The sequence below is a fragment of the Salinicola sp. MH3R3-1 genome, from assembly GCF_001937155.1.
GTDB classification, from domain to species: domain Bacteria; phylum Pseudomonadota; class Gammaproteobacteria; order Pseudomonadales; family Halomonadaceae; genus Salinicola; species Salinicola halophyticus.
In genome coordinates, this window is sequence record NZ_MSDP01000015.1 from 17,517 (window position 1) to 42,163 (window position 24,647).

Sequence of the window (24,647 nt, forward strand, 5' to 3'; positions counted from 1 at the left end):
TGCCTGTCCCGACTCACTGATCCTGCCGAGCGGGACGGGCAGCCGGTTCGGATGGGCGGGATCTCGGTTCAGAAGGACAACTCGGCGGCTCGGACGGGCAGGGTGCCCACTGCTGGAGCTGGGCCCCGATCCGACGGGCCAGCCAGGAGCGCAGCCGACCGCCACACACTTCGACATATCCAACATGGCCACCGTATCGCGCGATCTCGACCCGAACCGATGAGGAAGGGGCCGGCAGGCGCGAGAACAGATCTCGTGGCATGAACGGGTCGTCGGCGGCGTGCAGCACCAACGTGGGTGTTTCGATCTCGCCCAGCAGCGGGCCCGCCGAGGCGCGGCAATAATAATCGCTGGCCGAACGGAAACCGTGCATTGGCGCGGTGATATCGTTGTCGTAGGCCCAAAAACTGTTCAGGTGCCGAATATCCGAGGAGGTGATCCTCAGCGGTAGCGACATCGTCTGTAGCCGAGTCATCACCTTGCGTTTGAGCTGTCGCAGCAGATAGCGCTGATAGACCCGCGCGAAGCCGCGATCGAGTGTGTCGGCGCTCGCGGCCAGATCCAGCGGGGCATTGATCGCGATGGCGCCGGCCAGCGGCAGCTCATCGGCGCTGTGTTCGGCGACCAGCTTGAGCAGCATGTTGGCGCCCAGGGAAACACCCGCCGCCACCATCGATGCACCGGGATAACGCTGCGCCAGCAGATCGATGATCCAGCGGGCGTCTGCGGTATCGCCGGAATGGTACGCCCGCGGCAGTCGATTCGGCTCCCGACCGCAGCCCCGAAAATGCATCAGCACGGCACGCCACCCGAGATTTGACGCGGTGTACAGCAGTTCTCTCGCGTACGGCGAATCGAATGATCCTTCCAGGCCATGAAAGAGCACGAAGATCGGCGCGTCGTCGCGGGTAGGCACGGGGCTCGCCCATGCCAGCTCCACGAAATCGCCGTCCGGCAGATTCACGATCTCGGGATCCTGCCTCAATGATCGCCCCCGCAGCAGGCGCGGCAGCAGCGTCTGCACATGCGCATTGCGAAGCCACCACGGCGGATCGAAGTCGGCCGCGGCGATCATGCCGGACGGGCGAGTCTCACTCATCGGGAATCGGTGCGCCCTGGGTCAGGTTGTCGTGACCTTGCCCCGTGATGATCACGTTGTCCTCGATCCGGATGCCGCCATGATCCGCGAGCCGGTCGATGGCCGCCCAGTCGATGGCACGGCTTTGCGAGCCCTGACGGAAGGGTTCCAGCAGCATCGGGATCACGTATAGCCCCGGTTCGATCGTCACCACCATGCCTTCGTCAAGCGTGCGGGTCAGGCGCAGCGCCGGATCGGCCACCGGCGGCGGCAACGGCGTCCCCCGGCTATCGCGCTGCCGGCCACCGACGTCATGAACCTGTATGCCCAGGCTGTGGCCCAGGCCGTGGGGGCAGAAAGCGCGCGTCAGCCCGCTTTCGACCGCCGCGGCCGGGCTCATCGAGGTCAGCCCGGTATCGACCAGGAGTTCGGCGAGATATTGATGCATGTCGAGGTGTAGCTCGACGAAATTGAGCCCCGGCGCCAGCTGCGCGATCAGGCGGTGCTGGTAGTCGGTCACGCCCTGAACGAGACGCTCGAATAGCGGGTCGGCGTGAATGGAAGCCCAGGTTCGGGTGATGTCCGCGGCGTAGCCGGCGTGCGCGTGGCCGGCGTCGACCAGCAGCGACTTCGGCGTCGCGGGCGCCGCGGAGGCGTAGTGCTGGTAGTGGAGAGTGCCGGCGTGGTGATTGATGCCGATGATGTTCTGATAGGGGACCTGGGATTCCCGCTGACGCGTGGCGGCCAGATAGGCGAGCTGGATGTCGAGCTCGCCGGCACCCATCGCGAAGGCGTCGCGCGCTGCCTCGTGGCCGGCCAGCGCCCACTGGTTGGCGACGAACAGACAGTGGCGCTCGTAATCGTCCTTGCGCATGCGCAGCTCATCCAGAGCGGCGATCAGTGCCGGCGGATTGAGTTCCGCCCCTAGTGGCATCGACGAGGCGTCCAGGTTGCCGATCACCGCCAGTCGACGAGCGGAAACCTCCTGCGGGGGCGGCCAGCCGGTATCACGAAGCGGCTGCAACGCCAGGACTTCTGCCAGCACGCCCGCTGGCGCGGGTGTCGGAAGATGCCAGAAATCCGCCGGCGCATAGTAGTACCAGCGCGGAGCGCGACCCGGCTGAACCAGCAGCCAGTCGTGCTGATGATGGCTGGCGCCGGTCCAGTGGACGAAGTGACCGTAGCCTCTGAACGACGCTTGCTGGTCGTCGGCAAAGAAGGTGCCGGCATGGCCGCTGTAGATAAGCACCGCATCGAAACCTTGTTCGGCCAGAATCGTGGCGTAGGCGGCCTGCAGGCGTTCCAGATGAGCGCGTTGAAGGGCTTCGACGGTGTTGTTGTCAGACGTCATTGAGCGTCTCCTGTCCTAGGGCTCATCGATGAGCAGCAGAAAGTTGCGTCAGCAGGCCCGCTAACGAAGGGTGCCGGCTATCGTGGCGAAAGTAGAGGCGCAGCGACAGCGACACGTCCCAGCGCTGGTCGCCGGCCCGTGTCAGATCGCCGGTCTCGAGCAACTGCCGAACCGTGCGCCAGGGCAGCCAACCGAGGCCGTAACCCTGCTGCACCAGTTCACGAATATTGGAGGTCTGGACGCTTTCGTTGAGCGTCGAGAGATGCACCTCCTGACGCGATCGCGTCCAGTGTGCCTGCAGTGCCGCGGCGATCAGGCCGCCGGAATGATAGGCGATATGCGGCAGCGGGCTTCGCTTGTCCCCCGGCAGCGCATAACGCGGCTGGCCGCCGGGATTGGCCACGCTTACCGGCACCAAACGCTCTTCGCCGATCTCCAGATAGCGTACGCCGGTCAGATCCAGGTCCAGCGCCGTGCGCCCCTGTGGCCAATAACACAGCGCCAGATCGACCTCGCCACGTTCCAGCGCGTGAAAGTAGTCCTCGATCAGCCAGCCGGTCGCGCGCAGGTAAGGTTCGACCTGCTGGCTGATTGCGTTCGCCTCCAGCCAGGCGGGGACGAAATGCGTCACCAGACTCTGGGGCGCCGCCAGTTTGACGCGACGGGCGTCCTCTCGGTCGAGATTCTTCAGCCGCTCCCGGGTCACTCGTACGCGCTCGCTGATCTGCTTGCACAGAATCAGAAATTCCTCGCCGGCGGGGGTCAGGCTGAGCGGCAGTGTCTGACGATTGACCAGCGTGGCGCCCATTGATTCTTCGAGCAGCTTGATGCGTCGCGAAAAGGTCGGCTGGGTGACATTCTGTTGATCGGCGGCACGGGAAAAATGACGCGTTTCGGCCAAGACGATGAAGTCTTCGAGCCAACGTAGTTCCATGGTGTTCTCTATCGTCAATCACGCTGTTGCGATGTCGCGGACGGCGGGTTGGCACATCACCTCATCTGCACAGAGCCGGTTGCGGCCAGCCTAACCGATACGCCATGTGGCGACCATCATCGACGGCCATCAGATGCGTCCCTCCTCGACGGCGTGGCAGGCGACCTGGTGGCCGCGATCCAGCGTGATCGGGGTAGGGGCCGCCTCGCGGCAACGCCGGTTGGCATGCGGACATCGATCGCGGAACACGCACCCCGAAGGCGCCTGCAGCGGCATCGACAGCTCCCCGCTCAGTCGCAGCTGGCCGGGGAAGGCATCGTCCAGTCGTGGGCTCGCCGCCAGCAGCGCCCGGGTATACGGATGGCGGGGGCGCGCGAACAGCGTATCGGCGTCAGCCAGTTCGCAAATCGTACCCAGATACATCACCGCCACCCGAGTGGCGAAATGCTCGACGACCGCCAAATCATGGGTGATGAAGAGATAGGTCAATCGATGCGAGGCCTGGGCGTCCATCATCAGATTCAGGACCTGGGCCTGCACCGAGACGTCGAGCGCCGAGACGGGTTCATCGGCCACCACGAACTCGGGATCGACGCTCAGCGCCCGGGCGATGGCGATGCGCTGGCGCTGCCCGCCGGAGAACTCATGCGCGAAACGATCGCCCCAGCCGTTATCGATGCCGACATCGTCCATCAATGCCTCGACCTTCGCCTCGACCCGGTCGCGAGACCAGTCGGGGTGATGGATACGAACCGGTTCCTCCAGCGCCTGTCGCACCGTCAGACGGGGATTGAGCGAGGCGTAAGGATTCTGGAAGATCATCTGCATGCGCCGCCGAAACGGCTGCCACTGCCTGGCATTCAGATGATCGATACGCCGGCCGTCGTAATGTACTTCACCGTCGCTGGGCGTGACCAAGCCCATGATCAGGCGTGCCAGCGTCGACTTGCCACAGCCCGATTCCCCCACCACGCAGAGCGCGTCGCCACGCTGGATATCGAGATCGACCCCGTTGACGGCATAAATTCGCTCTCGCCGCCAGCCACGCTGACGCCTGTCGAATCGCCACGGCAGGAGGCGTTCCGGATGCAGGGCGAAGCGCTTGCGCAGCTGCCGAACGCTGACCAGCGGCTCCGGCGTGTCGGCAGCGCGACCCAGCGTCTCCAGTGTGGGCTGGGTCATGTCGCGCGCTCCTCGGCCGGCTCGCGGGCGATCAACTCGGCGACCCAATGGCAGGCCACCTGACACTCCCCGGAGCGAACGGGCTCGGGTACGTTTTCGATACAGTCTCGGCGCGGCACTCCTTCGGGCGTGATGCGATAGGCGCAGCGGGGATGAAAGGCGCAACCGCTGGGCACCTCGGAGAGCGTCGGCATCGAACCGGGGATCTGATGCAGGCGCTGTCTCGGCAGTGTCATCTGCGGCAGGGCATTGATCAGGCCCTGAGTGTACGGGTGCTGCGCGTCGTTGATGATCTCGCGGGTCGGACCCTGCTCGACGATACGCCCGGCGTACATCACCAGCGTCCGTTGTGTCAGCTGGCCGATGACGCCCAGATCGTGGGAGATCACGATCAACCCGACGTCGTGTTCATCGCACAGCCGCTTGAGCAGGGTGATGATCTCGGCCTGAATCGTGACGTCGAGCGCCGTGGTGGGCTCGTCGGCGATGATGATATCCGGCTCCAGCAGCAGGGCGATGGCAATGACCACGCGCTGACAGAGTCCGCCGGAGAGCTGATGCGGATACTGCTCGAGACGGCGTTCGGGTGACGACACCTGGACCTGACGCAGCTTGTCGATGGCGACGATCCTGGCCCGGCGAGTCGAGAGTCGTCGGTGCGCCTTGAGGCTTTCGATCATCTGCTGACCAATGGTCAATACCGGGTTGAGCGTGGTCAATGGGTCCTGGAATATCATCGCCAGGCGATTGCCGCGCAGTCGTCGGAACTGCCTTTCGGACAGCGAGGTCAACTCGCGCCCTTCGAAACGGACCTTGCCGGCCACGATACGTCCGGGGCGCGAGAGCAATTTCAGCAGGCTGAAAGCGAGCACCGACTTGCCGGCGCCGGACTCGCCGACGATGCCCAGCCGCTCGCCTCGCTGGAGCGAGAAGCTCAAGTCACGAACCGCGCGTATTTCCCCCCGCCGTAGCGGGAAGCGGACATCGAGATGTTCGACTTCCAGCAGTGCCATGGGATTGGCCCTCATAGTGGTCCTTCAGGCAGGCGCGGATTGAGCGTATCGCGCAGCCAGTCTCCCAGCAGATTGACCACCAGCACGAATGCCACCAGGAACAACCCCGGCAGCAGCGTGATCCACCAGGAGCCGGACTGCAGGTAGTCGAACCCGGACTTGATCAGCGAGCCGAGCGACGGCTGGGTTTCCGGCATGCCCAGGCCCAGGAACGAGAGCGCCGCTTCGGCCATGATGGCGTTGGCGATCTGCACCGTGGAGATCACCAGAATTGGTGTCAGAGTATTGGGCAGAATGTGTCGCAACATGATGCGACGCCCCGAATAACCCAGCACGCGAGCGGCATCGACGTAATCCTTGTGCTTTTCCACCAGCACCTTGGCCCTGACGGTACGCGCGTACTGGGGCCATTCGCTCAAACCGATGACCAGAATCAGTATCACCACGCCGTAGTCGCCGTAGAACGCGCCGCCAAACGCTGTCTTGACGACCGCCCCGATAATGATGGCCATCATCAGCGTCGAAAACGACAGCTGGATATCGGCCAGACGCATCAGCAGGGTGTCGATGACACCGCCGCGATAGCCGGCAAGCAGTCCCAGCGCCGTGCCCAGTATCGCCTGGAGCATCACCGCGCCCAGGCCGATCGCGATCGATACCCGGGCACCGTAGAGGATGGTCGACAGCAGATCCCGGCCCTGGGCGTCAGTCCCCAGCGGAAAGCCGGGCTCGCTCCCCGCGAGCCAGAACGGCGGCAGTTCGGAGTCGAGCAGATCGATCTGGGCCAGGTCGTAGGGATTGCTCGGGGCGATCCAGGGCGCTGCCAGGATGCTTGCCATCATCAGCACGAACAACGCCAGACAGAGCTGGGCCAGGCGGTCGCGGCCCAATCGATAGACGAAGTAGGAGTCGCCAAAGCGTCGCCAGCGCGTCTCAGTCCCGAGTCGGTTCTGCTTCATGCCGGCCTCCCGCTGATCGTGATGCGCGGGTTCAACACGCGATAGAGTAGATCGACGAGGGTATTGATGACCACGAAGATGGCGCCGATTACCATCAGGTAGGCGACGATCAGCGGCATATCGGCGCGTTCGATCGCGTCGAGAAACATCAGCCCGGCGCCAGGCCATTGAAAGACGGTTTCCGTCAGCAGGGTGTAAGCCGCCAGCGTGCCGATCTGAACGCCGCCCAGGGTGATCACCGGTAGCAGCGTGTTTTTCAGCGCGTGCAGAAAGTAGATGCGTGACGGCCGGATGCCTCGCGCCCGGGCATATCGCACATAGTCGGACTCCAGCACCTCCAGCATTTCGGCGCGGATCAGACGCACGAACAGCGGCAGCATGACGAAGGCCAGCGACAGGGCGGGGAGCAGTAGATAGAGCCAACCTCGCCATGAGGCGAAATTGGTGCTCCAGACACCCCAGACGTGTACCGGGCTGCCCCGTCCGTAGGCGGGCATTCCGCCTTGGGTGGAGAGCGCCTGATTGAGCCAGCTGCCCCAGCCGGTCCCCTCGGGAAATAACGTCACGTGAATACCGATCGAAAAGAGCTGGATCAGCACCATGGCCGTCAGGAACACGGGTACCGAAATGCCCACCACCGAGAGACCCATCAGCGTCCTCGATAGCCAGCTGCGCGGGCGAATCGCGCAGTAGACACCCATCGGCGCCGCCAGCAGCAGCGTGATCACCGCGCTGGTCGCGATCAGCTCGAGGGTCGCCGGCAGGTAGCGTGCGATCACCTCGAGCGCCGGCTCGTGGAAGAAGTAGGAGTTGCCGAAATCCAGGCGCAGGGCGTTACCCGCGAAGTGCAGATACTGCAGCCATAGCGGGTCGTTCAATCCCAGCGACTGACGCAGCGCCATGATATCGGCGTCCGTCGCCGCCTGCCCCAGCAGCTGGCGCACCGGATCGCCCAGGCCACTCTGAAGGGTGAAGCCGATCACGCTGATGACGAACATCACCATGATCGCCTGGCACAGTCGTCGAATCAGAAACATGATCATCGGGGGTGAACGACCACGTCGCCCAGATAGGGCATGTTGATCACGTTCAGCACCGGCGCGATATCGACGCGATCCGACGCCGCCCAGGCAAGATTCTGCCAGTACAGGGGGATGAAGGGGGCGTCATCGTGAATCGACTGCTCGGCCTGCTTCAGCAGGCGCGCGCGAGCCTCCGGCTGCATGGTGAGGTTCGCCCGTTCGACCAGCGCATCGATTGCCGGATTGCAGTACTCGCTGGCGTTGTAGTGGCCGGCGCCGGTCTCAGGATCGGTGCAGAACGTGAGGTACTCGAAGAAATTGGCCGAATCGCCGGTATCCGAGTACCAGCCCATCATCATCATGTCCGCGGCGCGCTTGTCGTATTCGGCCCAGTACTGGTTCTTGGGCAACGTCTCGAATTCGACGGTGACGTTGATCTTGGCCAGCATGGCAGCCACCGCCAGCGCGACCTGCGCCGTCTGAGCGTCATTCACGTAACGGTTGTTGGGCGCCATCAGGGTGACCGTAAAGCCCTTGGCGTAGCCGGCTTCACGCATCAGTTCACGCGCCTTGCCAAGATCGTAACGCGGTTGCAGCGTCGCCACATGACCCGCATAGCCCTCAGGCGACATCTGTGCCGCCGGCGTCGCGAAGCCTTTCAGCAGGCGCTCGGCGATGGCCGTCTGATCGACGGCGTAAGTGAACGCGCGACGTACCCGACTATCCCGGAAAGCCGGAACCCGCCGTTCGTTGAGCTGCAGCATGGTGATACGGGTGCCGGGCATGGAGACCAGTTGGATCCCATCGGCATGGCGAAGCCGCTGCATCGCGTTGAAAGGCACCGGCGAGATGAAATCGACATCGCCGGCGCGCAGCGCAGCGACCCGGGTGGCATTCTCGGCGATCGGCGTCATTACTAGATGATCGACGTTGCCGGGCGACTGGGTACCCCAGTAGCCGGGAAAGCGTTCGAACTCGGTCCTGATCCCGGGATGGCGCTTCTCGATCTCGAACGGTCCGGTCCCGGACAGGTGATTCGAGGCAAACGAATTGCCGTTCTTGACGATTTCGGCCTTGTCGCGTCCGTCCGCCGAGGTGCCGGTGTAGAACCGGCTATCCATCGGGAAAAGATAAGTGGCGAGGTTGAGCAGCAGCGGGTAGGGCTTGCGCGTATGCAGATCGACGGTGAAATCGTCGATCGCTTCGGCCCGTTCGATCGGTTCGAATATTGCACGGAAGTCCGGGCTGCGCCTGAGACGTTGCAACGTCCATACGACATCCTTGGCCGTGAAAGCATTACCACTATGAAATGTCACGCCGTGACGCAGGTGAAAGCGCATCGTGGTGTCGTCGATCCGTTCCCAGCCGGTCGCTAGGCGAGGTTCGAGCTCGAGATCGCGATCCCAGCGCACCAGCGGATCGAAAGTCAGGTGCGACAGCTGGAGCATGCGAATGGAGAGCTGCTCGTGGATATCCAGCGATACCGGGGCGGTGTCGTAAGCCACTCTGAGCGTGATGCCTTGATCATCGTCGACGACGCCATTATCGGCCGGCTTGTCGCCGGCCAGCGCCGAACACGACAAGGGCAACCATAGACTCACGATCAGAGCGCAGAGCCGCGTGCAGGCCGGGGCGCCGGATGAAAACAGGGTGAGACGCATTAAAAGTCCGCTGTGCAGGCCCGTTATCCCACTACCTTACTGATAGATGTCCGACGGGCCCAATCGAAATCGCGCAACGCGGCATTCAACCCGTGAATGACGAGCGTCCCGTCAGCCGATGATCGGCGTGCGCTGACAGGACGAGACGCGAAGGGGAGATCAGCTTTCGGCGGGGAACGTCGGCTGGATCCGGATGGCGCCCATCTCGTCGGCGCGCGATACCGTGCAGCCGAGATCGTTGACGCGCCCATCGGTGAGGCCGTAGACCCAGCCATGCACCGACAATGGCTGGTTGCGCTCCCAGGCGCGCTGAATGATCTTGGTACGACACAGGTTGGCCACCTGCAGACGAACGTTGTGTTCGCACATCCGATCGATCTGCTCTTCCAAGGGCAGTGACTCGAGGGTGGGGCGATGCTGCTGGTAGAGCTCGCTGATGCTGTTGAGCCAGTAGTCGACGATGCCGTGTTCTCCCCCGGTGATCGCCGCCTTGACCCCGCCACAGCCGTAGTGTCCGACGACCATGATGTGCTTGACCTTGAGCACGTCGACGGCGAACTGGACGACCGACAGCGCGTTCATGTCGTTGTGGTAGATCAGGTTGGCGACATTGCGGTGAACGAATACTTCGCCGGGCGGCAGATCGACGATCTGATTGGCAGGCACGCGGCTGTCGGAGCAGCCGATCCAGAGATAGTCGGGATTCTGCTGCTGAGAAAGCTGCGCGAAGAAGTTCGGATCTCGCTGCTGAACCCCGTCGGCCCAGCGTCGATTCTGTTCGAGTAGCGTGTTGATATCGCTCATGGCAGCACCCTGAGATACGTGAATCGGCGGACGTCTTGTCGCGCCGGCAAAGCGATGATTCTAGGCTATCCGAGGGGATTTTCGAAGGCATGGCGAAGGCGTGCTGAAGGAGGGGCTCAACGGACCCGATGGCATCACCAACGCTAGCATCCTATCCCCAAAGCTTTTTTTATATCGCCCTCATAGGCACGGTCTTTTTCGACAGACGACCGAGGCTGGTATCATCGCGGCATTATGTTCCCAAGATCTTGTTTCAAGGAGTTTCACCGTGGCGAATTACGATTACGATCTCTTCGTGATAGGAGCCGGTTCCGGCGGCGTGCGTGCCGCACGAACGGCCGCAGCGACGGGCGCCAGAGTCGCGGTTGCCGAGGACCGCTATCTCGGCGGCACCTGCGTCAACGTAGGCTGCGTACCGAAGAAGCTGTACTCCTATGCGGCGCATTTCCATGACGCGTTCGAGGACAGCGCGGGATTTGGCTGGACGATTCCGCAGGCACCGACGTTTGACTGGGCGACACTGCGCGACAACAAGATCGAGGAGATCAAGCGCCTTAACGGTATCTACAGTCGATTGCTGGATGGCGCCGGCGTCACGCTGATCAATGGTCGTGCCAAGGTCGTCGATGCCAACGCCGTCGAGATCAACGGCGATCGCATCACCGCCGAGAAGATACTGGTGGCGGTGGGCGGCTGGCCCTGGACGCCCGAGTTCGAGGGCAGTGAACACACCATCAACTCCAACCAGGTATTCGATCTCGACAGCTTTCCCAAGCGCTTCCTGGTGCTGGGCGGTGGCTACATCGCCGTCGAGTTCGCCAGCATCTTCAACGGCCTCGGCGCGGACACGAGCCTGATCTACCGTGGGGAGCTATTCCTGCGTGGTTTCGATCGGGAAGTGCGAGAGTTCACCCGCGACGAAATGGTCAAGAAAGGGGTCGACCTGCATTTCAAGACCAATATCGAGCGCATTCGCAAGGTAGAGAGCGGGCTCGAGGTGACGTTGACCAGCGGCGAGCAGTTTGAAGTGGACGCCGTACTCGCCGCCACCGGCCGTCGGCCCCACCTGGAAGGGCTGGGACTGGAGGCGCTGGGCGTCGAGCTCAACACCGACGGTACGCTCAAGGTCAACGAACGCTACGAATCCTCGGTGCCCTCGATCCTCGGCCTGGGTGACGTGACCGGCGGCCCCGAATTGACCCCGGTTGCGCTCGCCGAGGCAATGCACCTGGTCCAGCACCACTTCACCCAGAACGTGGGCGGCAAGACGCCAGCACCGCTCGACTATCAGAACATCGCGACGGCCGTGTTCTGTCACCCCAACATCGGCACCGTCGGCCTATCCGAAGAAGAGGCGCGGGAGCGTTTCGAGGCAGTGCGCATCTACAGCGCGGATTTCCGTCCGATGAAGCACACGCTATCCGGCAGCGACGAGCGTTGCCTGATGAAGCTAGTGGTTGATGATGAAAGCGATCGTGTCGTCGGTGCTCATATGGTGGGCGACGACGCAGGCGAGACCATTCAGGGAATCGCGATCGCCGTGCGCGCTCGGCTGACCAAGAGCGATTTCGATGCCACGGTGGGTATTCATCCCACCGCCGCGGAAGAGTTCGTCACCATGCGCAGCGTGACGCGACGCTGATCATTGCCGATCGCTGAACCTCAAATTGGCCGCCGGGCAGGGCGGCTATCGCTTCGGTTCATCGCATTTCGTCAATCGGCAGGCGCCGGTCATGCAGCAACGGCGGCAGGTCGCCACAAGCCCGCTCTCTTGGCGTCGCTGCTACATCGAAGCCCCGTACCTCATCGCTTCCCGGGATTTCCCCGACTACTTTTCCTCACGGACCTTCGCTCGTCGTCTAGACTTCGGGTATCGAGGCAGTCGCAAGCCCGCCAGCATATAAATATTATTTATTGAATATGCGCGGCTAAATAACCTGTCGTTTGAAGGTTGGCTGACTCACTGTTATTCTGAATCCCAAATTCGCCATAGCGACGATGACGATGACCAACCCCAACCCGGCATTTACGCCCTCGGCAGATCTGGCAAGGCCTACCGTGGCTGATGCCGTCGTCGGCAAGCCTGACATGCCTCTCTTCATTCGCAAGCCCACCACGGAAGATGGCTGGGGTATCTACGAGTTGGTCAAGGCGTGCCCACCGCTCGATGTCAATTCCGGCTACGCTTATCTGCTACTGGCAACGCAGTTCCGTGACAGTTGCGCTGTCGCGACCACCGAGGACGGCGAAATCGTCGGCTTCGTCTCGGGTTACGTCAAGGCTGCAGCTCCCGACATCTATTTTCTATGGCAGGTGGCCGTGGGAGAAAAGGCTCGCGGTACCGGCCTGGCACGTCGTCTGGTAGAAGCCGTGCTGACGCGATCGGAGCTGTCGGGATTGAATCACCTGGAAACCACCATCACACCTGACAACCAGGCCTCGTGGGGGCTGTTTCGTCGGTTGGCCGATCGGTGGCAGGCGCCGCTCATCAGTCGCGAATATTTCTCTACCGATCAGCTGGGGGGCGAACACGATCCGGAGAATCTCGTCCGCATCGGCCCGTTCGATCCGCAGCGCATTCAGGGCTGACGCATCTGACGTTGCGCGCCGTTTTCTCGCTCGGCTTTTCCGCCTGATCGTTTACGTATTCACTGCGACTGTCCCAAGTCAATCACTTCACTATCGATATCCATCCACTGAGGAGGTTGTATGCAGACCCAGATTTTCGAACGCATGGAATCAGAAGTCCGGACCTATTCCCGCTCGTTTCCGGTCGTCTTCGGCAAGGCCCAGGGTGCCCGGCTGACCGACGAGGACGGCCGCGAATACATCGACTTTCTGGCCGGTGCCGGCACGCTCAACTACGGCCACAACCATCCCAAGCTGCAGGAAGCGTTGGTCGAGTACATTACCTCCAATGGCATCGTTCATGGCCTGGACATGTGGTCGACGGCCAAGCGCGACTATCTCGAGGCGCTGGAAGAATTGATCTTCAAGCCGCGCGGACTGGACTACAAGGTTCATTTGCCCGGCCCGACCGGCACCAACGCCACCGAAGCGGCCATTCGCTTGGCCCGGGTCGCCAAGGGACGCCACAACATCGTTACTTTCACCAACGGTTTCCACGGCGTGACCATGGGCGCGCTGGCGACGACCGGTAACCGCAAGTTCCGCGAAGCCACCGGGGGCATTCCCACCCAGGGGGCCAGCTTCCTGCCGTTCGACGGCTACCTCGGCGAAGGCGTCGACACGCTCGACTATTTCGAGAAGCTGCTGGGCGACAAATCCGGCGGCCTCGATGTGCCGGCCGGTGTCATCGTCGAGACGGTGCAGGGCGAGGGCGGTATCAACCCCGCCGGGCTGGATTGGCTCAAGCGGCTCGAGGGCATCTGCCGCGCGCACGACATCCTGCTGATCGTCGACGACATTCAGGCGGGCTGTGGTCGTACCGGCAAGTTCTTCAGCTTCGAGCACGCCAATATCGTGCCCGACATCGTGACCAATTCGAAATCGCTGTCCGCCTATGGCCTGCCGTTTGCCCACGTGCTGATGCGCCCCGAGCTGGACAAGTGGAAGCCGGGCCAATACAACGGCACCTTCCGCGGCTTCAACATGGCCTTCGTGACGGCTACTGCCGCGCTCAAGCATTTCTGGAGCGACGACCAGTTCGAGCTCGAGGTGCAGCGCAAGGGCCGCATCGTCCAGGAGCGCTTTGCCAGAATTGCCGCTTCGCTGACCGAGATGGGCTATCCGGCAAGCGAGCGCGGCCGCGGGCTGATGCGTGGCATCGACGTTCGCGACGGCGAGGTGGCGGACAAGATTACCGCCAAGGCCTTCGAGAACGGCTTGATCATCGAAACTGCCGGCCAGGGCGGTCAGGTCATCAAGTGCCTCTGCCCGCTGGTGATCAGCGATGAAGACCTACTCGAAGGTCTGGACATTCTGGAGCGCAGCACTCGGGAAGCTCTGGCTTAAACGCGACACTGACCCGGAAAAGCGGCCCTCAGGGGCTGCTTTTCATTCCCTGTATCACTTACCAGGAGTTGTGATCGATGATCGTACGTAATCTTCAAGAGTGCATGAAAACCGACCGTTTCGTGGAAGCCGAGAACGGCAACTGGGACAGCACCCGCTTGATGCTGGCCGAGGATAACTGTGGCTTTTCGTTCAACATCACCCGAATTCATCCGGGCACGGAAACCCACATTCACTACAAGAATCACATCGAAGCGGTATTCTGCTACGAGGGTGAAGGGGAAGTGGAAACCATCGCCGATGGCAAGATTCATACCATCAAGGCAGGCGACATGTACCTGCTGGACCAGCACGACGAGCATTGGCTGCGCGGCAAGGAGAAGGGCATGACCGTCGCCTGCGTCTTCAGCCCGGCATTGACCGGTCGCGAGATCCATCGTGAAGACGGCTCCTACGCGCCGGCGGACGACTGATTCGACCCGAGTGAAGTGCCAGCGTCAACGGGGCGCTACCAGCCTATGACGCTGACAAAAAAAAGACCGCCGAAAGGCGGTCTTTTTTCGTTTCTAGGCGTCGTTCAACCCAACGCTAGCGACACCAGCGGCTCTGCCATCGGTAGACGGCTGTCCACGGACATCATCACGCTCAACGCCGTCACCACCATGATCGAGATGCCGAAGACCTTGCGGGCCCAGGCTTCGTTATTGGTGGTCCGGAAGCCTCTGAGCGTAATACTGAGCCAGTAACCGCCGACGGCAACGGCAACGATGGCGTAAGCCCATCCCGTATAGCCGGCGACCGACAGCATGACCGAGGCGATCACGAACAGCACCGTGTAGATAACGATATGTCGCTTCGCGACGGCGATACCGCATTTCACCGGAAGCACCGGTATCGATGCCGAGGCGTAGTCGTCGAACCGAAAAATGGCGATGGCGTAGGAGTGGGGCATCTGCCACATGCTGAAGATGATCAGCAACAGCAGGGCACCCAGATCGAACGTCCCCGTTACCGCACAGTAGCCGATGACCGGCGGCGATGCCCCGGACAGACTACCGATCAGCGTGCTGTAGACCGAATTCCGTTTGAGATAGAGGCTGTAGGCACCGACATAGATGGCGAAACCGAATGCCGCGAATCCTGTGGCCATGGGCGTGGTCATCCACGCCAGCAGACCGAAGCCGACAACGCCCATCAGACAGCCCAGCAGCAGGGCGATCGGAATCGAAATCTCGCCGGTCACCATGGCACGAGACTGGGTACGCGCCATGTGGCCATCGATATCGCGGTCGATCACGTTATTGAAAACGCAGCCGGACGCGACGACCAACGACGTGCCGAGTACCGTTGCCAGGAACAACCACAGATCGAAACGGCCACCGGCGGCCAGAAAATAGCCGCCGATGACTGTCACGAGATTGCCGAAGATGATGCCGGGCTTGGTCAGCGCCAAATAGGGCTTCAAGGCCATTTGCAGGTTAGCCCAGCATCATGTTGATGTGGATGTTGTGCATGATCCACAGAGAACCGCCGACGATCAGCGTCAGAATACCGATAGTGAAGACGAAGGAAATCACGTTCCAGCCGCCTTCGGACTTGGTATTCAAGTGCATGAAGAGAATCAGCTGCACGAGCACCTGGATGATGGCGGTAACGACAACCGTGATCATCATTGCCGGGATGCCGAAGCTGCCGGTCATGACGACGCCGAATGAAATCAGCGTCAACACGATCGAAAGCGCGAGCCCGATAATGTATGACTTGTAGCTGCCGTGACTGGCGCCGTCGTGCGAGGTGTGAATATCGCTCATGTCACATGGCTCCTATCAGGTAGACGAAGGAGAAGACGCAGATCCAGACGATGTCCAGGAAGTGCCAGAACAGACTGAGGCACAGCATCCGCGGCATGGTCACGCTGTCGAGTCCGCGCTTGGAGATCTGGAAGAACATGATCGCGATCCAGATCAGACCGAATGTCACGTGCAGGCCGTGCGTCCCGACCAGGGTAAAGAATGCAGACAGGAACGCGCTGCGGTCCGGACCGGCACCTTCGGCGATCAGATGATGGAATTCGTAGATTTCCATCGAGATGAAGCCGGCGCCCAGTAGAAACGTCACTGCCAGCCATTTCAGAACCGCGCCGCGGTCACCGGCATTCTGCGCCAGTACCGCCAGACCGAAGGTGAAACTACTGATCAACAGCAGGAAGGTCTCGACCAGCACGAAGGGCAGTTCGAAGATCTCCTGGGACGTCGGGCCGCCGGCGGTCGCCGTGGCCAGCACGCCGAAGGTCGCGAACAGCGAGCCGAAGATCACCAGGTCGCTCATCAGGTAGATCCAGAACCCGAAGACCTTCATTGCGCCTGCGTCGTGGTGCTCATGCCCGTCGTGGGCATGAGCGTCATGTTGCTTGATTGTGTCGGTTGCCATGATTAAGCCTGCATCTCCAACCGTTTGTGGTATTCACGCTCGGTCCTTTCGACCTCGGCAGCGCTGACGTGGTAGTCGGTATCGTTATTGAAGATACGGAACATGAACGTCACGAACATGCCAATGGCGCCCACGCCTACCAGCCACCAGATGTGCCAGATCAGCGCGAAACCGAAGAAAAGGGCGAACAGCGACATGATCGGACCCTCGGCCGTGTTCTTGGGCATGTGAATGTCCTCGAACTTGGTCGCCAGCTCGCGCTTGAAGCCACCCGGCTGCTGCTTCATCTCCCAGTAGCTGTCGATGGACGCGACATCGGGCAGGTAGGCGAAGTTGTAGTTCGGGGGCGGAGAGGAGGTGGACCACTCCAGCGTACGCCCATCCCACGGATCGCCGGTCAGATCACGGTTCTTCTCGCGATCGCGAATACTGACGACGAGCTGGATCACGATGCAGGCAATACCGCAGGCGATGATCACCGCGCCAAACCAGGCCACGATCATCAGCGGCTGCCACTCGGTCTGTTCATAGGACTGCATCCGGCGCATGGCACCGAAGAAGCTCAGCGCGTACAGCGGCATGAACGCGACGTAGAAGCCGATCAGCCAGCACCAGAAGGAGCGCTTGCCCCATTTTTCACTCAGCGTGAAGCCGAAGGCTTTCGGGAACCAGTACGTGAAGCCGGCCATCATCCCGAACACCACGCCGCCGATGATGACGTTATGGAAGTGAGCGATGACGAACAGACTGTTGTGCAGCACGAAGTTGGCGCCCGGTACGGCCAGCATGACACCGGTCATACCGCCCAGGGTAAAGGTGATGATGAAACCGATCGTCCAGAGTACCGGCGTCGTGAACTGGATGCGCCCGCGATACATGGTGAACAGCCAGTTGAATATCTTCACCCCGGTCGGAATCGCGATGATCATCGTCATGATGCCGAAGAAGGCATTGACGTTGGCTCCCGCACCCATGGTGAAGAAGTGGTGCAGCCATACGATGAACGACAATACGGTGATCGCCGCCGTGGCCCAGACCATGGTCTTGTAGCCGAACAGACGCTTCTTGGTAAAGGTCGCGATGACCTCGGAGAAGACGCCGAATGCCGGCAAGATCAAGATATAGACTTCCGGGTGGCCCCAGGCCCAGATGAGGTTGACGTACATCATCTGGCTGCCGCCCATATCATTGGTGAAGAAGTGCATGCCCAGATAGCGATCCAGGGTCAGCAGGGCAATGGTCACGGTCAGGATCGGGAACGACAGAATGATCAGCACGTTGGTGCAGAGCGCGGTCCAGGTGAAGATCGGCATGCGGAACAGGGACATGCCTTTGGTGCGCATTTTCAGGATGGTGACGAAGAAGTTGATCCCCGTCAGCGTGGTCCCGATACCTGAGAGCTGCAATGCCCATATCCAGTAATCGACGCCGACATCCGGACTGTATTGCAATTCCGATAATGGCGCGTAGGCCAGCCAGCCGGTCTTGGCGAACTCACCGATGACCAGCGACATGTTCACCAGAATCATGCCCACCGCGAACAGCCAGAAACTCAGGTTGTTCATGAACGGGAAGGCCACGTCACGGGCGCCGATCTGCAGCGGCACGACCAGGTTCATCAGACCGATGACCATGGGCATGGCGACGAAGAAGATCATGATGACACCGTGAGCGGTGAAGATCTGATCGAAGTGGTGGGGCGGCAAGTACCCTTCGGCGCCACCAGCGGCCAGAGCCTGCTGAGTCCGCATCATGATCGCATCGGCGAAACCGCGAACGAGCATGACCAGGGCAACGAGAAAATACATTACACCGATCTTCTTGTGATCGATGGACGTCACCCAATCGGTCCAGAGATAGCCCCATTTGCCGTAATAGGTAATCAAACCGACGACCAGCGCACCAATGATGCCGATGGCCGCCGCGGTGACCATGATGATCGGCTCATGGAAGGGAATCGAATCTAAACTGAGTTTTCCAAACATGACGTTACTCCGCTGCCTGCGCACTCATGGGCATTGAAGACTCCCGTGCTTCGTTGTGCTCGCCATGGTTGTCCGTACCCCCATGACCCGCTTTGTAACTTTTGATCAGATCGCCGTAGAAATCCGGCGAGACCTGCGAAAAGTATTCTACTGGATTGGCAATCGAGGGCTTGGCGATCTGGTCATAGTTCTCCGGGAACATCATGCTCTTGGGAGACTGTTTGACCTTGTCGACCCACGCCTGATAGTCCGATTCCGTCGCCACATTGGTGTCGAACAGCATTTCGGAGAAACCTTCACCGCTGTAATGCGTCGAACGACCACGGAAGGAGCCCGTCTCATTGCCTTCCAGATACACGTCGTTGTCCATTCCGGCCATGGCGTAGATCTGGCTGCCCAGGGTGGGAACCATGAACGAATTCATGACGGTGCCCGAGGTCACGCGGAAATGAATCGGCGTATCTACCGGGATGGTCAGCTCATTGACCGTCGCGATGCCTTCGTCGGGATAGACGAACAGCCATTTCCAGTCGAGCGAAATCGCATCGATGGTCATGGTTTCGTCTTCACTGGCGATCGGCTTGTGCGGGTCGTAAGAGTGCGACGTCTGCCATGTCAGGATGGCAAGGAAAAAGATGATGACGCACGGAATGGCCCACACGAATATCTCGATGATGTTCGAATGTTCCCAGTTCGGCGTGTACTTGGCCGCGAGGTTGGTCCCGCGATATTTCCACGCAAACAGAATGGTCATCACGATGACCGGAATGACCACGATCAACATCAAGCCAAAGGCCGTAATGATCAGCGATTTAAGACCCTGGCCGACCTGGCCGGTCGGGTCCATCAAGGCGGATCCACAACCACTCAACAACAATGGCGCGGTTAACCACGTCATCACACTCAAATACTTGAGGGAGTTCCTTTTTCTCATCTCACGACCCCAGTGGAGGAAAGCTTTTCGGCCCTGCAACAATCGGTTAGCGGCCTGCATCATACGCTGCTAGCCAGGGCTGACAACTCTGACAAGACGCGCAGTGGCGCACCGAGCATCGGACGTCGCCAACGAAGTAGGGATTTCGCGGTCGGTAGTGTACCGAAAAATTGGCTTATCATCAGACGATGACGCCAAACTCGTCATCAATGTGGCGATATGTCGCAGACCGTCGCGGTCTGATCGCCGTCATTTCAGCTTAAGCGTAGCGCAACTCCATGGTGATGTACGCATGAGAGATGTACGGATTCCGGCCGCGCGTAGATGCACGAATCCGCGACGGTGAGAAACCGGTTGCTGAAAATCCTGAAGCGGACGTGTCCGGTGCTGCTCCCAGGTGCCAGGCCCTACTTCGCATAATATATATTATGTTAAATACATGATGCTGGGCGTGAATCTGCTCGGGATACTCCACCAACTTGTTACGCCTCTCTCGTTCACTCGCTCAAACCCTGGCGGCCTCCGGTGGCTCCCGTCGACGCTAGCGCGTAGAATATGCCGCTCTCGATACTTGCCCGGGAATATCGATGCACGATTCGGATGTACTCCTCAAGCAGGCAGACCAACAGTGTCAGGAACGCGGCGTTCGATTCACGCCGATTCGCCGACGCGTGCTGGAGATGATCTCCGGAACGCCCGGCGGCCTCAAAGCCTACGATCTGCTCGATCGCCTTTCGGACGAACATGCCGCGGCCAGACCGCCGACGGTCTATCGCGCCCTGGATTTTTTGATCGAGCAAGGTCTGGTTCATCGCATCGAGTCACTCAACGCCTATATCGCCTGTCCATGCCCCGAGCATGTGCATCGATTTCAGCTGCTGATCTGTCGTCACTGCGGCCGCGTCGAAGAGCTGCATCAGGAAGCCGTGGGAGAAATGCTATCCCGCACGGCCCGCGAACGCGGATTCACGATCCAGCGACAGACTATCGAGCTGCTGGGTGCCTGTGATGCCTGTCTCGAGAAAGCCTGATCGCGCAACGATCGAACACGCCTAACGGAAAACCTCATGTCCGGACTTTTTCACGATCTCGAACGCTCGGCATCTGGCGCTCAGGTAGCGATGGATGACTTGCTGTCGGCCGCCAAGTGGAACGATGACGGCCTGATTCCCGCCATTGCACAGCAGCATGATAGCGGCGAAGTGTTGATGATGGCCTGGATGAACCGTGCGGCTTTGGAAGAGACGCTATCGACCGGACGCGTGTGCTATTGGTCTCGCTCACGCCAGGCCTTTTGGCGCAAAGGGGAAACCTCGGGTCAGCAGCAACAGTTGGTCGAGGCGCGTTTCGACTGCGACGGCGACACCGTGTTGCTCAAGGTCGATCAGTCCGGACCGGCCTGCCATACCGGTCGCCGCAGCTGCTTCTATCTCAGGCTGACACCTACCGTTGCCGAGATCGACCGGGAGCCGTTGATTTCTCCCGACCAACTCTACGCCGGGAAGCGCTGAGGCCCGCCGTGATCGCCAAGCTCGCCACCTGGCTGCTGACCGCGCTGATCCAGATCTACCGCTACGGAATCAGCCCCCTGCTCGGCCCGCGCTGTCGTTTCTGGCCCACCTGCTCCAGTTATGCGCTGGAAGCCATCCGTCTATATGGGCCATGGCGTGGTGGCTGGTTGGCTATTCGCCGACTGTCGAAATGCCACCCGTTTCATGCCGGCGGTGTCGATCCCGTTCCCGAACCCAGCGGCTGTCATTGCCAGTCCGACAACGGCATTGATGACGACGCGGGCAGTCACGCTGGCGACGATCAAGACGCACCCGATCGCCGCCACTGAGGGTTGGCCACGATCGCGATCAGTGAAGTTTCTGTTCGGTTCGCGCTTCACGCGCGATGGCATAGATTCGCTCGATCATGGCATGCAAGCCATTGCTGCGGGTTGGGGACAGATGCTTGTCGAGTCCCAGCTCGGTGAGAAATTCGGGCTCGCCGTCGAGAATTTCCTGCGGCTCACGATCATCGTAGAGTCGCATCAGAATGGCGATCAGACCGCTGACGATGGCGGCATCGGAAGTCGCCCGGAAGTGCAGCCGCCCCGCCTCTTGCGTGGATCGCAGCCAGACATTGGATTGGCAGCCTTCAATCTTGTAAGCCACGATCTTGTCTCCCTCCGGGTATTCCGGGAGTTGGCGGCCCATATCGATGATGTACTGGTACCGATCCATCCAGTTGTCGAACATCGAAAACTCGTCCTGCAATTCGGCCTGGGCCTCGCGGATACTCATAGCGCCTCCTGTGATGAATGTCGTCATTATAGGGCTTGGACGATCGAATCCCCAGAGATGCGCCCTCTCCCATTACATAGTCATTTTTACGTATACAGTTTACGTAAATCGCCTATGCTATCTCTCAGGAGCCATCAGAAGCTCCGGCATCATCAGCAACGCAAGGGAAATCGACATGGCACGTAATGGTATTCGTTACGACGACGTCTGCCGCGCCATCGACACGCTGCAACAGCGTGGCGAAACGGTCAGCGTCCAGAAAATTCGTGAGCTTCTCGGCACGGGCAGCTACACCACGATCAGCGATCACCTTCGAGAATGGCGTCTCCGCCAGAGCGGCGGCTCGGTGCAGTCCATTCCGCGCAACCTCGAGCGTCCCGAAGGTCTCGACACCTGGGTGGCGGATATCTGGGACAAGGCGCAGCAGGCGGCCTACGAAAAACTGGCGATCTATCGGCAGGAGGCGGACGACCAGATCCGTGAAGCCGACGAAATCGGCCAGCAGGCTCAACGCCAGAGTGAAAACGCCGAGCAGCGGCTACAGGCGCTCAATGACCATATGCTGCGCGTTCAGGAACGCCTCGAGAGCAAGACCACCGAAGCTGCCCATCTCCAGGCCGAGCTGCAGTCGTTGCACTCTACCCAAAGTCAGCAGCAAAAGCGGATTCTTCAGCTCGAGCAGACCTGCCAGCGCCACCAGTCCAGCCTGGAACAGGCCGAGAAGCAGCACCGCGACGCGATCGCCAAGCAGCATCAGGCTAACCAGGCCAAGCTCGCCCAGGAAGAAAAGCGTCATGAGTCCGCCGAGGCTCGCCTCATGGGCTTGCTGGAGGATGCACGGCAGGAGCGCCTGAAGCAGGAAAAACAGTACGAGCAACGTCTGGCGTCACTCGATCAGCGCTGCGAACGCTTGCAGCACGACCTCTCCGAACAGCGCCGCCAGTATGGGCAGCTGCAGGAATCCCTGCGCGCCGACAAGGTGCACATGGAGCAGGCCGAGAGCGAAAAACGCGTCAGCGACGATCGGGTCAAATCCATCCAGCAGGAGCGCCAGCGCCTCGAGAGCGAGCTCAAGAACCTACGCGCGGCCAACCGAGAACTCCACGATCGACTGTCTCGCGCCGCTCTGCCGCCCACGGCGAGTTGAGGCGAGGCCCTTTCCAGAGGGCGTCGGTCGTTGGTCAGTGGTCGTCGGTCAATGAGTGTCGGGTGGCAACAGCCCCGCTTCCTCGTAATAGCGTCGCGCTCCCGGGTGAAGGGGCGCGGTCAAGCCATTGTCGATCATGCCCCTCGGCGTCAATCTTGCCAATGAAGGGTGCGAGCGACGAAAGCCATCCAGGTGCTCGAACACGCTCTTGACCAGCTGATAGACGCTCTCTTCACTCACATCCGCCCGCGTCATCAGTGTCGCCCTAACGCCGAAAGTGGTCGTGTCGTCCGGCGTATTGGCGTAGGTGCCGCCGGGGATCACGGTAACGCTGTAGTAAGGCGTTTCGGCAATCAGCCTGGCGACGTCCGGCCCCGATACCTCGACCAGATGTGCGCCGCAACGTCGCGTCGCGTTGTCGATCGCTCTCGAGGGATGACCGACGACGTAGAAAAACGCATCCAGCTTGCCGCTGCACATCACCCGGGTCATGTCTTCCGGCTTCAGCTCGCTAGCCAGTGTAAAGACGCTTTCCGTCTCACCCTTGACCTTCAGCAAAGCATCCAGCGTGGCACGATGGCCGGACCCGGGGTTGCCGACGTTGACTCGCTTGCCCATCAGGTCATCGAACCGGCGGATCCCGGGCGACGTGGCGACGACCGTGAAAGCCTCTGCGTGCAATGAGAACAGCGCTCTCAGCTCGGGGCTGGGGCCGCTGTCGTAGAACTCTGCGGTGCCCTGCAGCGCGGCGTACTGGATGTCCGACTGGACAATGCCGAAATCGAAGTCACGGGTCCGCACGCCGTTGGCGTTGTAGAGCGAGCCCCCGGTCGACAGTGCCTCACAGTCCGAACCGGTGGACTGCTGATAGAGACGACAGATGGCTTGGCCGACCGTCAGATAGACGCCGGAAGCGTCGCCGGTGCCGATCACGATCGGCGCGCCAGCCCAGCTAGCACTTCCCCAGCACATCAACAGACATGCCACGAAATAACGGCCCGCCCGCCCTGTTGTCGTCGAACGCATCCGCATCTCTCCGCAACGATACCCTGCCGAGCTGGAACGCCCGGCGCTAATTCAGCGTATCGGCCGCGGCAGCCAAAGCTGAATGCAGCCGCGAGACTGACCCATGACTGGCGAGGCCATGACGCGACCGGTAAGCAGTCGCGCCGGTGGCGCGTGAGATGGTCAGGCGGACGCGGCGGCTGGTCAGAGGCACGCGTTGGTTGCTCAATAGTACGCGTTGGTGGTGTCGGTGTGATCGGTCACGTCGCGAATGCCGGCCAGCTCGGGGATCCGCTCCATCAATGTCTTCTCGACCCCTTCCTTCAGCGTCAGATCGACGGCCGCACAGCCCTGGCAACCACCGCCGAACTGCAGCACGGCAATCTGCTCCTCGGTCAGCTGGATCAGCCGGATCTCGCCGCCATGCGACGCCAGCCCCGGATTGATCTCGCTGTAGAGGATGTAGTTGACCTGGTCTTCCAGCGGGCTGTCGGCATTGACCTTCGGCATCTTGGCGTTAGGCGCCTTGATCGTCAGCTGGCCGCCCATGCGATCCGGGTTGAAATCGACAACGGCCTCTTCCAGAAACGGCACGCTGTTCTTGTCGAGATAGACGCTGAATCTTTCCAGCTCGAGTCGTTCGTCGGTCGGCTCTTCTTCTCCCGGACGGCAATAGGCAAGGCAGGTCTCGGCGTATGGCGTACCGGGCTGGGTGATGAAGACCCGCACGGCGATATCGTCGACACCCTGCTTGGCCAGTAGATCGGCCAGATATTCCTGGCCGCTTTCGGTGATCTGAATCGGTTGGCTCATGGGACTGCGAACTCTGCTTGAGATGTACCATTATGGTAGGAAAAAGCGGGCATCAAAACAATCCCG

The 24,647-nt window shown here is 60.9% G+C and carries 25 protein-coding genes; 8 read left to right on the forward strand and 17 right to left on the reverse strand.

Annotation, left to right across the window (positions count from 1 at the left end; genetic code table 11):
* Positions 1-13 precede the first annotated feature (13 nt).
* The 9 genes from BTW08_RS09440 to can form a co-directional block, all read right to left on the reverse strand.
* Positions 14-1,099: a hydrolase gene (locus tag BTW08_RS09440; RefSeq protein ID WP_083627792.1), complete on the reverse strand. Its 1,086-nt coding sequence runs from the start codon at positions 1,097-1,099 to the stop codon at positions 14-16.
* Entirely contained in the window at positions 1,092-2,429 is a 1,338-nt protein-coding gene (pepQ, locus tag BTW08_RS09445) for a Xaa-Pro dipeptidase (protein ID WP_075562277.1), read from the reverse strand. Before pepQ ends, BTW08_RS09440 begins: the two co-directional genes overlap by 8 nt.
* A 22-nt stretch (positions 2,430-2,451) precedes the next feature.
* Entirely contained in the window at positions 2,452-3,363 is a 912-nt protein-coding gene (locus tag BTW08_RS09450) for a LysR family transcriptional regulator (protein ID WP_075562278.1), read from the reverse strand.
* Between the two features lie 129 nt (positions 3,364-3,492).
* The gene (locus tag BTW08_RS09455) at positions 3,493-4,545 is read right to left on the reverse strand and encodes an oligopeptide/dipeptide ABC transporter ATP-binding protein (RefSeq protein ID WP_075562279.1); all 1,053 of its coding nucleotides are present in this window, start codon (positions 4,543-4,545) and stop codon (positions 3,493-3,495) included.
* Entirely contained in the window at positions 4,542-5,558 is a 1,017-nt protein-coding gene (locus tag BTW08_RS09460; RefSeq protein ID WP_075562418.1) for an ABC transporter ATP-binding protein, read from the reverse strand. Before BTW08_RS09460 ends, BTW08_RS09455 begins: the two co-directional genes overlap by 4 nt.
* An 11-nt stretch (positions 5,559-5,569) precedes the next feature.
* Positions 5,570-6,517: an ABC transporter permease gene (locus BTW08_RS09465; protein ID WP_075562280.1), complete on the reverse strand. Its 948-nt coding sequence runs from the start codon at positions 6,515-6,517 to the stop codon at positions 5,570-5,572.
* Complete coding sequence (locus BTW08_RS09470) at positions 6,514-7,560, reverse strand: ABC transporter permease (RefSeq protein ID WP_075562281.1); 1,047 nt, start codon at positions 7,558-7,560, stop codon at positions 6,514-6,516. The genes BTW08_RS09465 and BTW08_RS09470 overlap by 4 nt, the downstream gene beginning before the upstream one ends.
* Entirely contained in the window at positions 7,557-9,200 is a 1,644-nt protein-coding gene (locus BTW08_RS09475; protein ID WP_075562282.1) for an ABC transporter substrate-binding protein, read from the reverse strand. The genes BTW08_RS09470 and BTW08_RS09475 overlap by 4 nt, the downstream gene beginning before the upstream one ends.
* Before the next feature lie 159 nt (positions 9,201-9,359).
* Complete coding sequence (gene can, locus BTW08_RS09480; protein ID WP_075562283.1) at positions 9,360-10,004, reverse strand: carbonate dehydratase; 645 nt, start codon at positions 10,002-10,004, stop codon at positions 9,360-9,362.
* A 268-nt stretch (positions 10,005-10,272) separates the two neighbouring features.
* Here can and gorA point away from each other — a divergent pair, with 268 nt between their 5' ends.
* The 4 genes from gorA to BTW08_RS09500 all read left to right on the forward strand — a co-directional run bounded on the left by gorA (position 10,273) and on the right by BTW08_RS09500 (position 14,452).
* Positions 10,273-11,646, forward strand: a complete 1,374-nt coding sequence (gorA, locus tag BTW08_RS09485) for a glutathione-disulfide reductase (protein WP_075562284.1) — start codon at positions 10,273-10,275, stop codon at positions 11,644-11,646.
* Positions 11,647-12,008: 362 nt separating this feature from the next.
* On the forward strand, positions 12,009-12,593 hold the full coding sequence (ectA, locus tag BTW08_RS09490; protein WP_075562285.1) for a diaminobutyrate acetyltransferase: 585 nt from the start codon (positions 12,009-12,011) through the stop codon (positions 12,591-12,593).
* Positions 12,594-12,713: 120 nt separating this feature from the next.
* Entirely contained in the window at positions 12,714-13,979 is a 1,266-nt protein-coding gene (ectB, locus tag BTW08_RS09495; RefSeq protein ID WP_075562286.1) for a diaminobutyrate--2-oxoglutarate transaminase, read from the forward strand.
* Positions 13,980-14,056: 77 nt separating this feature from the next.
* Entirely contained in the window at positions 14,057-14,452 is a 396-nt protein-coding gene (locus BTW08_RS09500) for an ectoine synthase (protein ID WP_075562287.1), read from the forward strand.
* Positions 14,453-14,556: 104 nt separating this feature from the next.
* On the opposite strand, the gene cyoE is transcribed toward BTW08_RS09500, so the two are convergent.
* Genes cyoE through cyoA form a run of 5 tightly spaced genes read right to left on the reverse strand, consistent with a single transcriptional unit; the run spans position 14,557 to position 19,388 of the window.
* The gene (cyoE, locus tag BTW08_RS09505) at positions 14,557-15,450 is read right to left on the reverse strand and encodes a heme o synthase (protein WP_075562288.1); all 894 of its coding nucleotides are present in this window, start codon (positions 15,448-15,450) and stop codon (positions 14,557-14,559) included.
* Between the two features lie 7 nt (positions 15,451-15,457).
* Positions 15,458-15,790 (reverse strand): cytochrome o ubiquinol oxidase subunit IV, encoded by a 333-nt coding sequence (cyoD, locus tag BTW08_RS09510; RefSeq protein WP_075562289.1) that lies wholly within the window; start codon positions 15,788-15,790, stop codon positions 15,458-15,460.
* 1 nt (position 15,791) lies between these two features.
* On the reverse strand, positions 15,792-16,409 hold the full coding sequence (gene cyoC / locus BTW08_RS09515; protein WP_075562290.1) for a cytochrome o ubiquinol oxidase subunit III: 618 nt from the start codon (positions 16,407-16,409) through the stop codon (positions 15,792-15,794).
* Between the two features lie 2 nt (positions 16,410-16,411).
* Positions 16,412-18,394, reverse strand: coding sequence for a cytochrome o ubiquinol oxidase subunit I (gene cyoB / locus BTW08_RS09520; protein WP_075562291.1), 1,983 nt, complete (start codon positions 18,392-18,394; stop codon positions 16,412-16,414).
* 4 nt (positions 18,395-18,398) lie between these two features.
* Complete coding sequence (cyoA, locus tag BTW08_RS09525; protein ID WP_348638914.1) at positions 18,399-19,388, reverse strand: ubiquinol oxidase subunit II; 990 nt, start codon at positions 19,386-19,388, stop codon at positions 18,399-18,401.
* A gap of 527 nt (positions 19,389-19,915) precedes the next feature.
* Between cyoA and BTW08_RS09530 the strand changes: the two genes are divergently transcribed.
* From BTW08_RS09530 to yidD, 3 genes are read left to right on the forward strand one after another with little or no spacing between them, the layout of a single operon-like run.
* Positions 19,916-20,359, forward strand: a complete 444-nt coding sequence (locus BTW08_RS09530) for a transcriptional repressor (protein WP_075562293.1) — start codon at positions 19,916-19,918, stop codon at positions 20,357-20,359.
* 36 nt (positions 20,360-20,395) lie between these two features.
* On the forward strand, positions 20,396-20,839 hold the full coding sequence (gene hisI, locus BTW08_RS09535) for a phosphoribosyl-AMP cyclohydrolase (RefSeq protein WP_075562294.1): 444 nt from the start codon (positions 20,396-20,398) through the stop codon (positions 20,837-20,839).
* Between the two features lie 11 nt (positions 20,840-20,850).
* Positions 20,851-21,168, forward strand: a complete 318-nt coding sequence (gene yidD / locus BTW08_RS09540; protein ID WP_139313626.1) for a membrane protein insertion efficiency factor YidD — start codon at positions 20,851-20,853, stop codon at positions 21,166-21,168.
* A 19-nt stretch (positions 21,169-21,187) separates the two neighbouring features.
* Here yidD and BTW08_RS09545 read toward each other — a convergent pair whose 3' ends face one another.
* Positions 21,188-21,616, reverse strand: coding sequence for a SufE family protein (locus BTW08_RS09545; protein ID WP_075562295.1), 429 nt, complete (start codon positions 21,614-21,616; stop codon positions 21,188-21,190).
* 175 nt (positions 21,617-21,791) lie between these two features.
* Here BTW08_RS09545 and BTW08_RS09550 point away from each other — a divergent pair, with 175 nt between their 5' ends.
* Positions 21,792-22,763, forward strand: coding sequence for a DNA-binding protein (locus BTW08_RS09550; protein ID WP_075562296.1), 972 nt, complete (start codon positions 21,792-21,794; stop codon positions 22,761-22,763).
* Between the two features lie 48 nt (positions 22,764-22,811).
* On the opposite strand, the gene BTW08_RS09555 is transcribed toward BTW08_RS09550, so the two are convergent.
* Together BTW08_RS09555 and nfuA are read right to left on the reverse strand one after the other, a co-directional pair.
* Complete coding sequence (locus tag BTW08_RS09555; RefSeq protein WP_210403231.1) at positions 22,812-23,789, reverse strand: TAXI family TRAP transporter solute-binding subunit; 978 nt, start codon at positions 23,787-23,789, stop codon at positions 22,812-22,814.
* A gap of 204 nt (positions 23,790-23,993) precedes the next feature.
* Positions 23,994-24,581, reverse strand: coding sequence for a Fe-S biogenesis protein NfuA (nfuA, locus tag BTW08_RS09560; RefSeq protein ID WP_188113769.1), 588 nt, complete (start codon positions 24,579-24,581; stop codon positions 23,994-23,996).
* Positions 24,582-24,647: the final 66 nt, after the last annotated feature.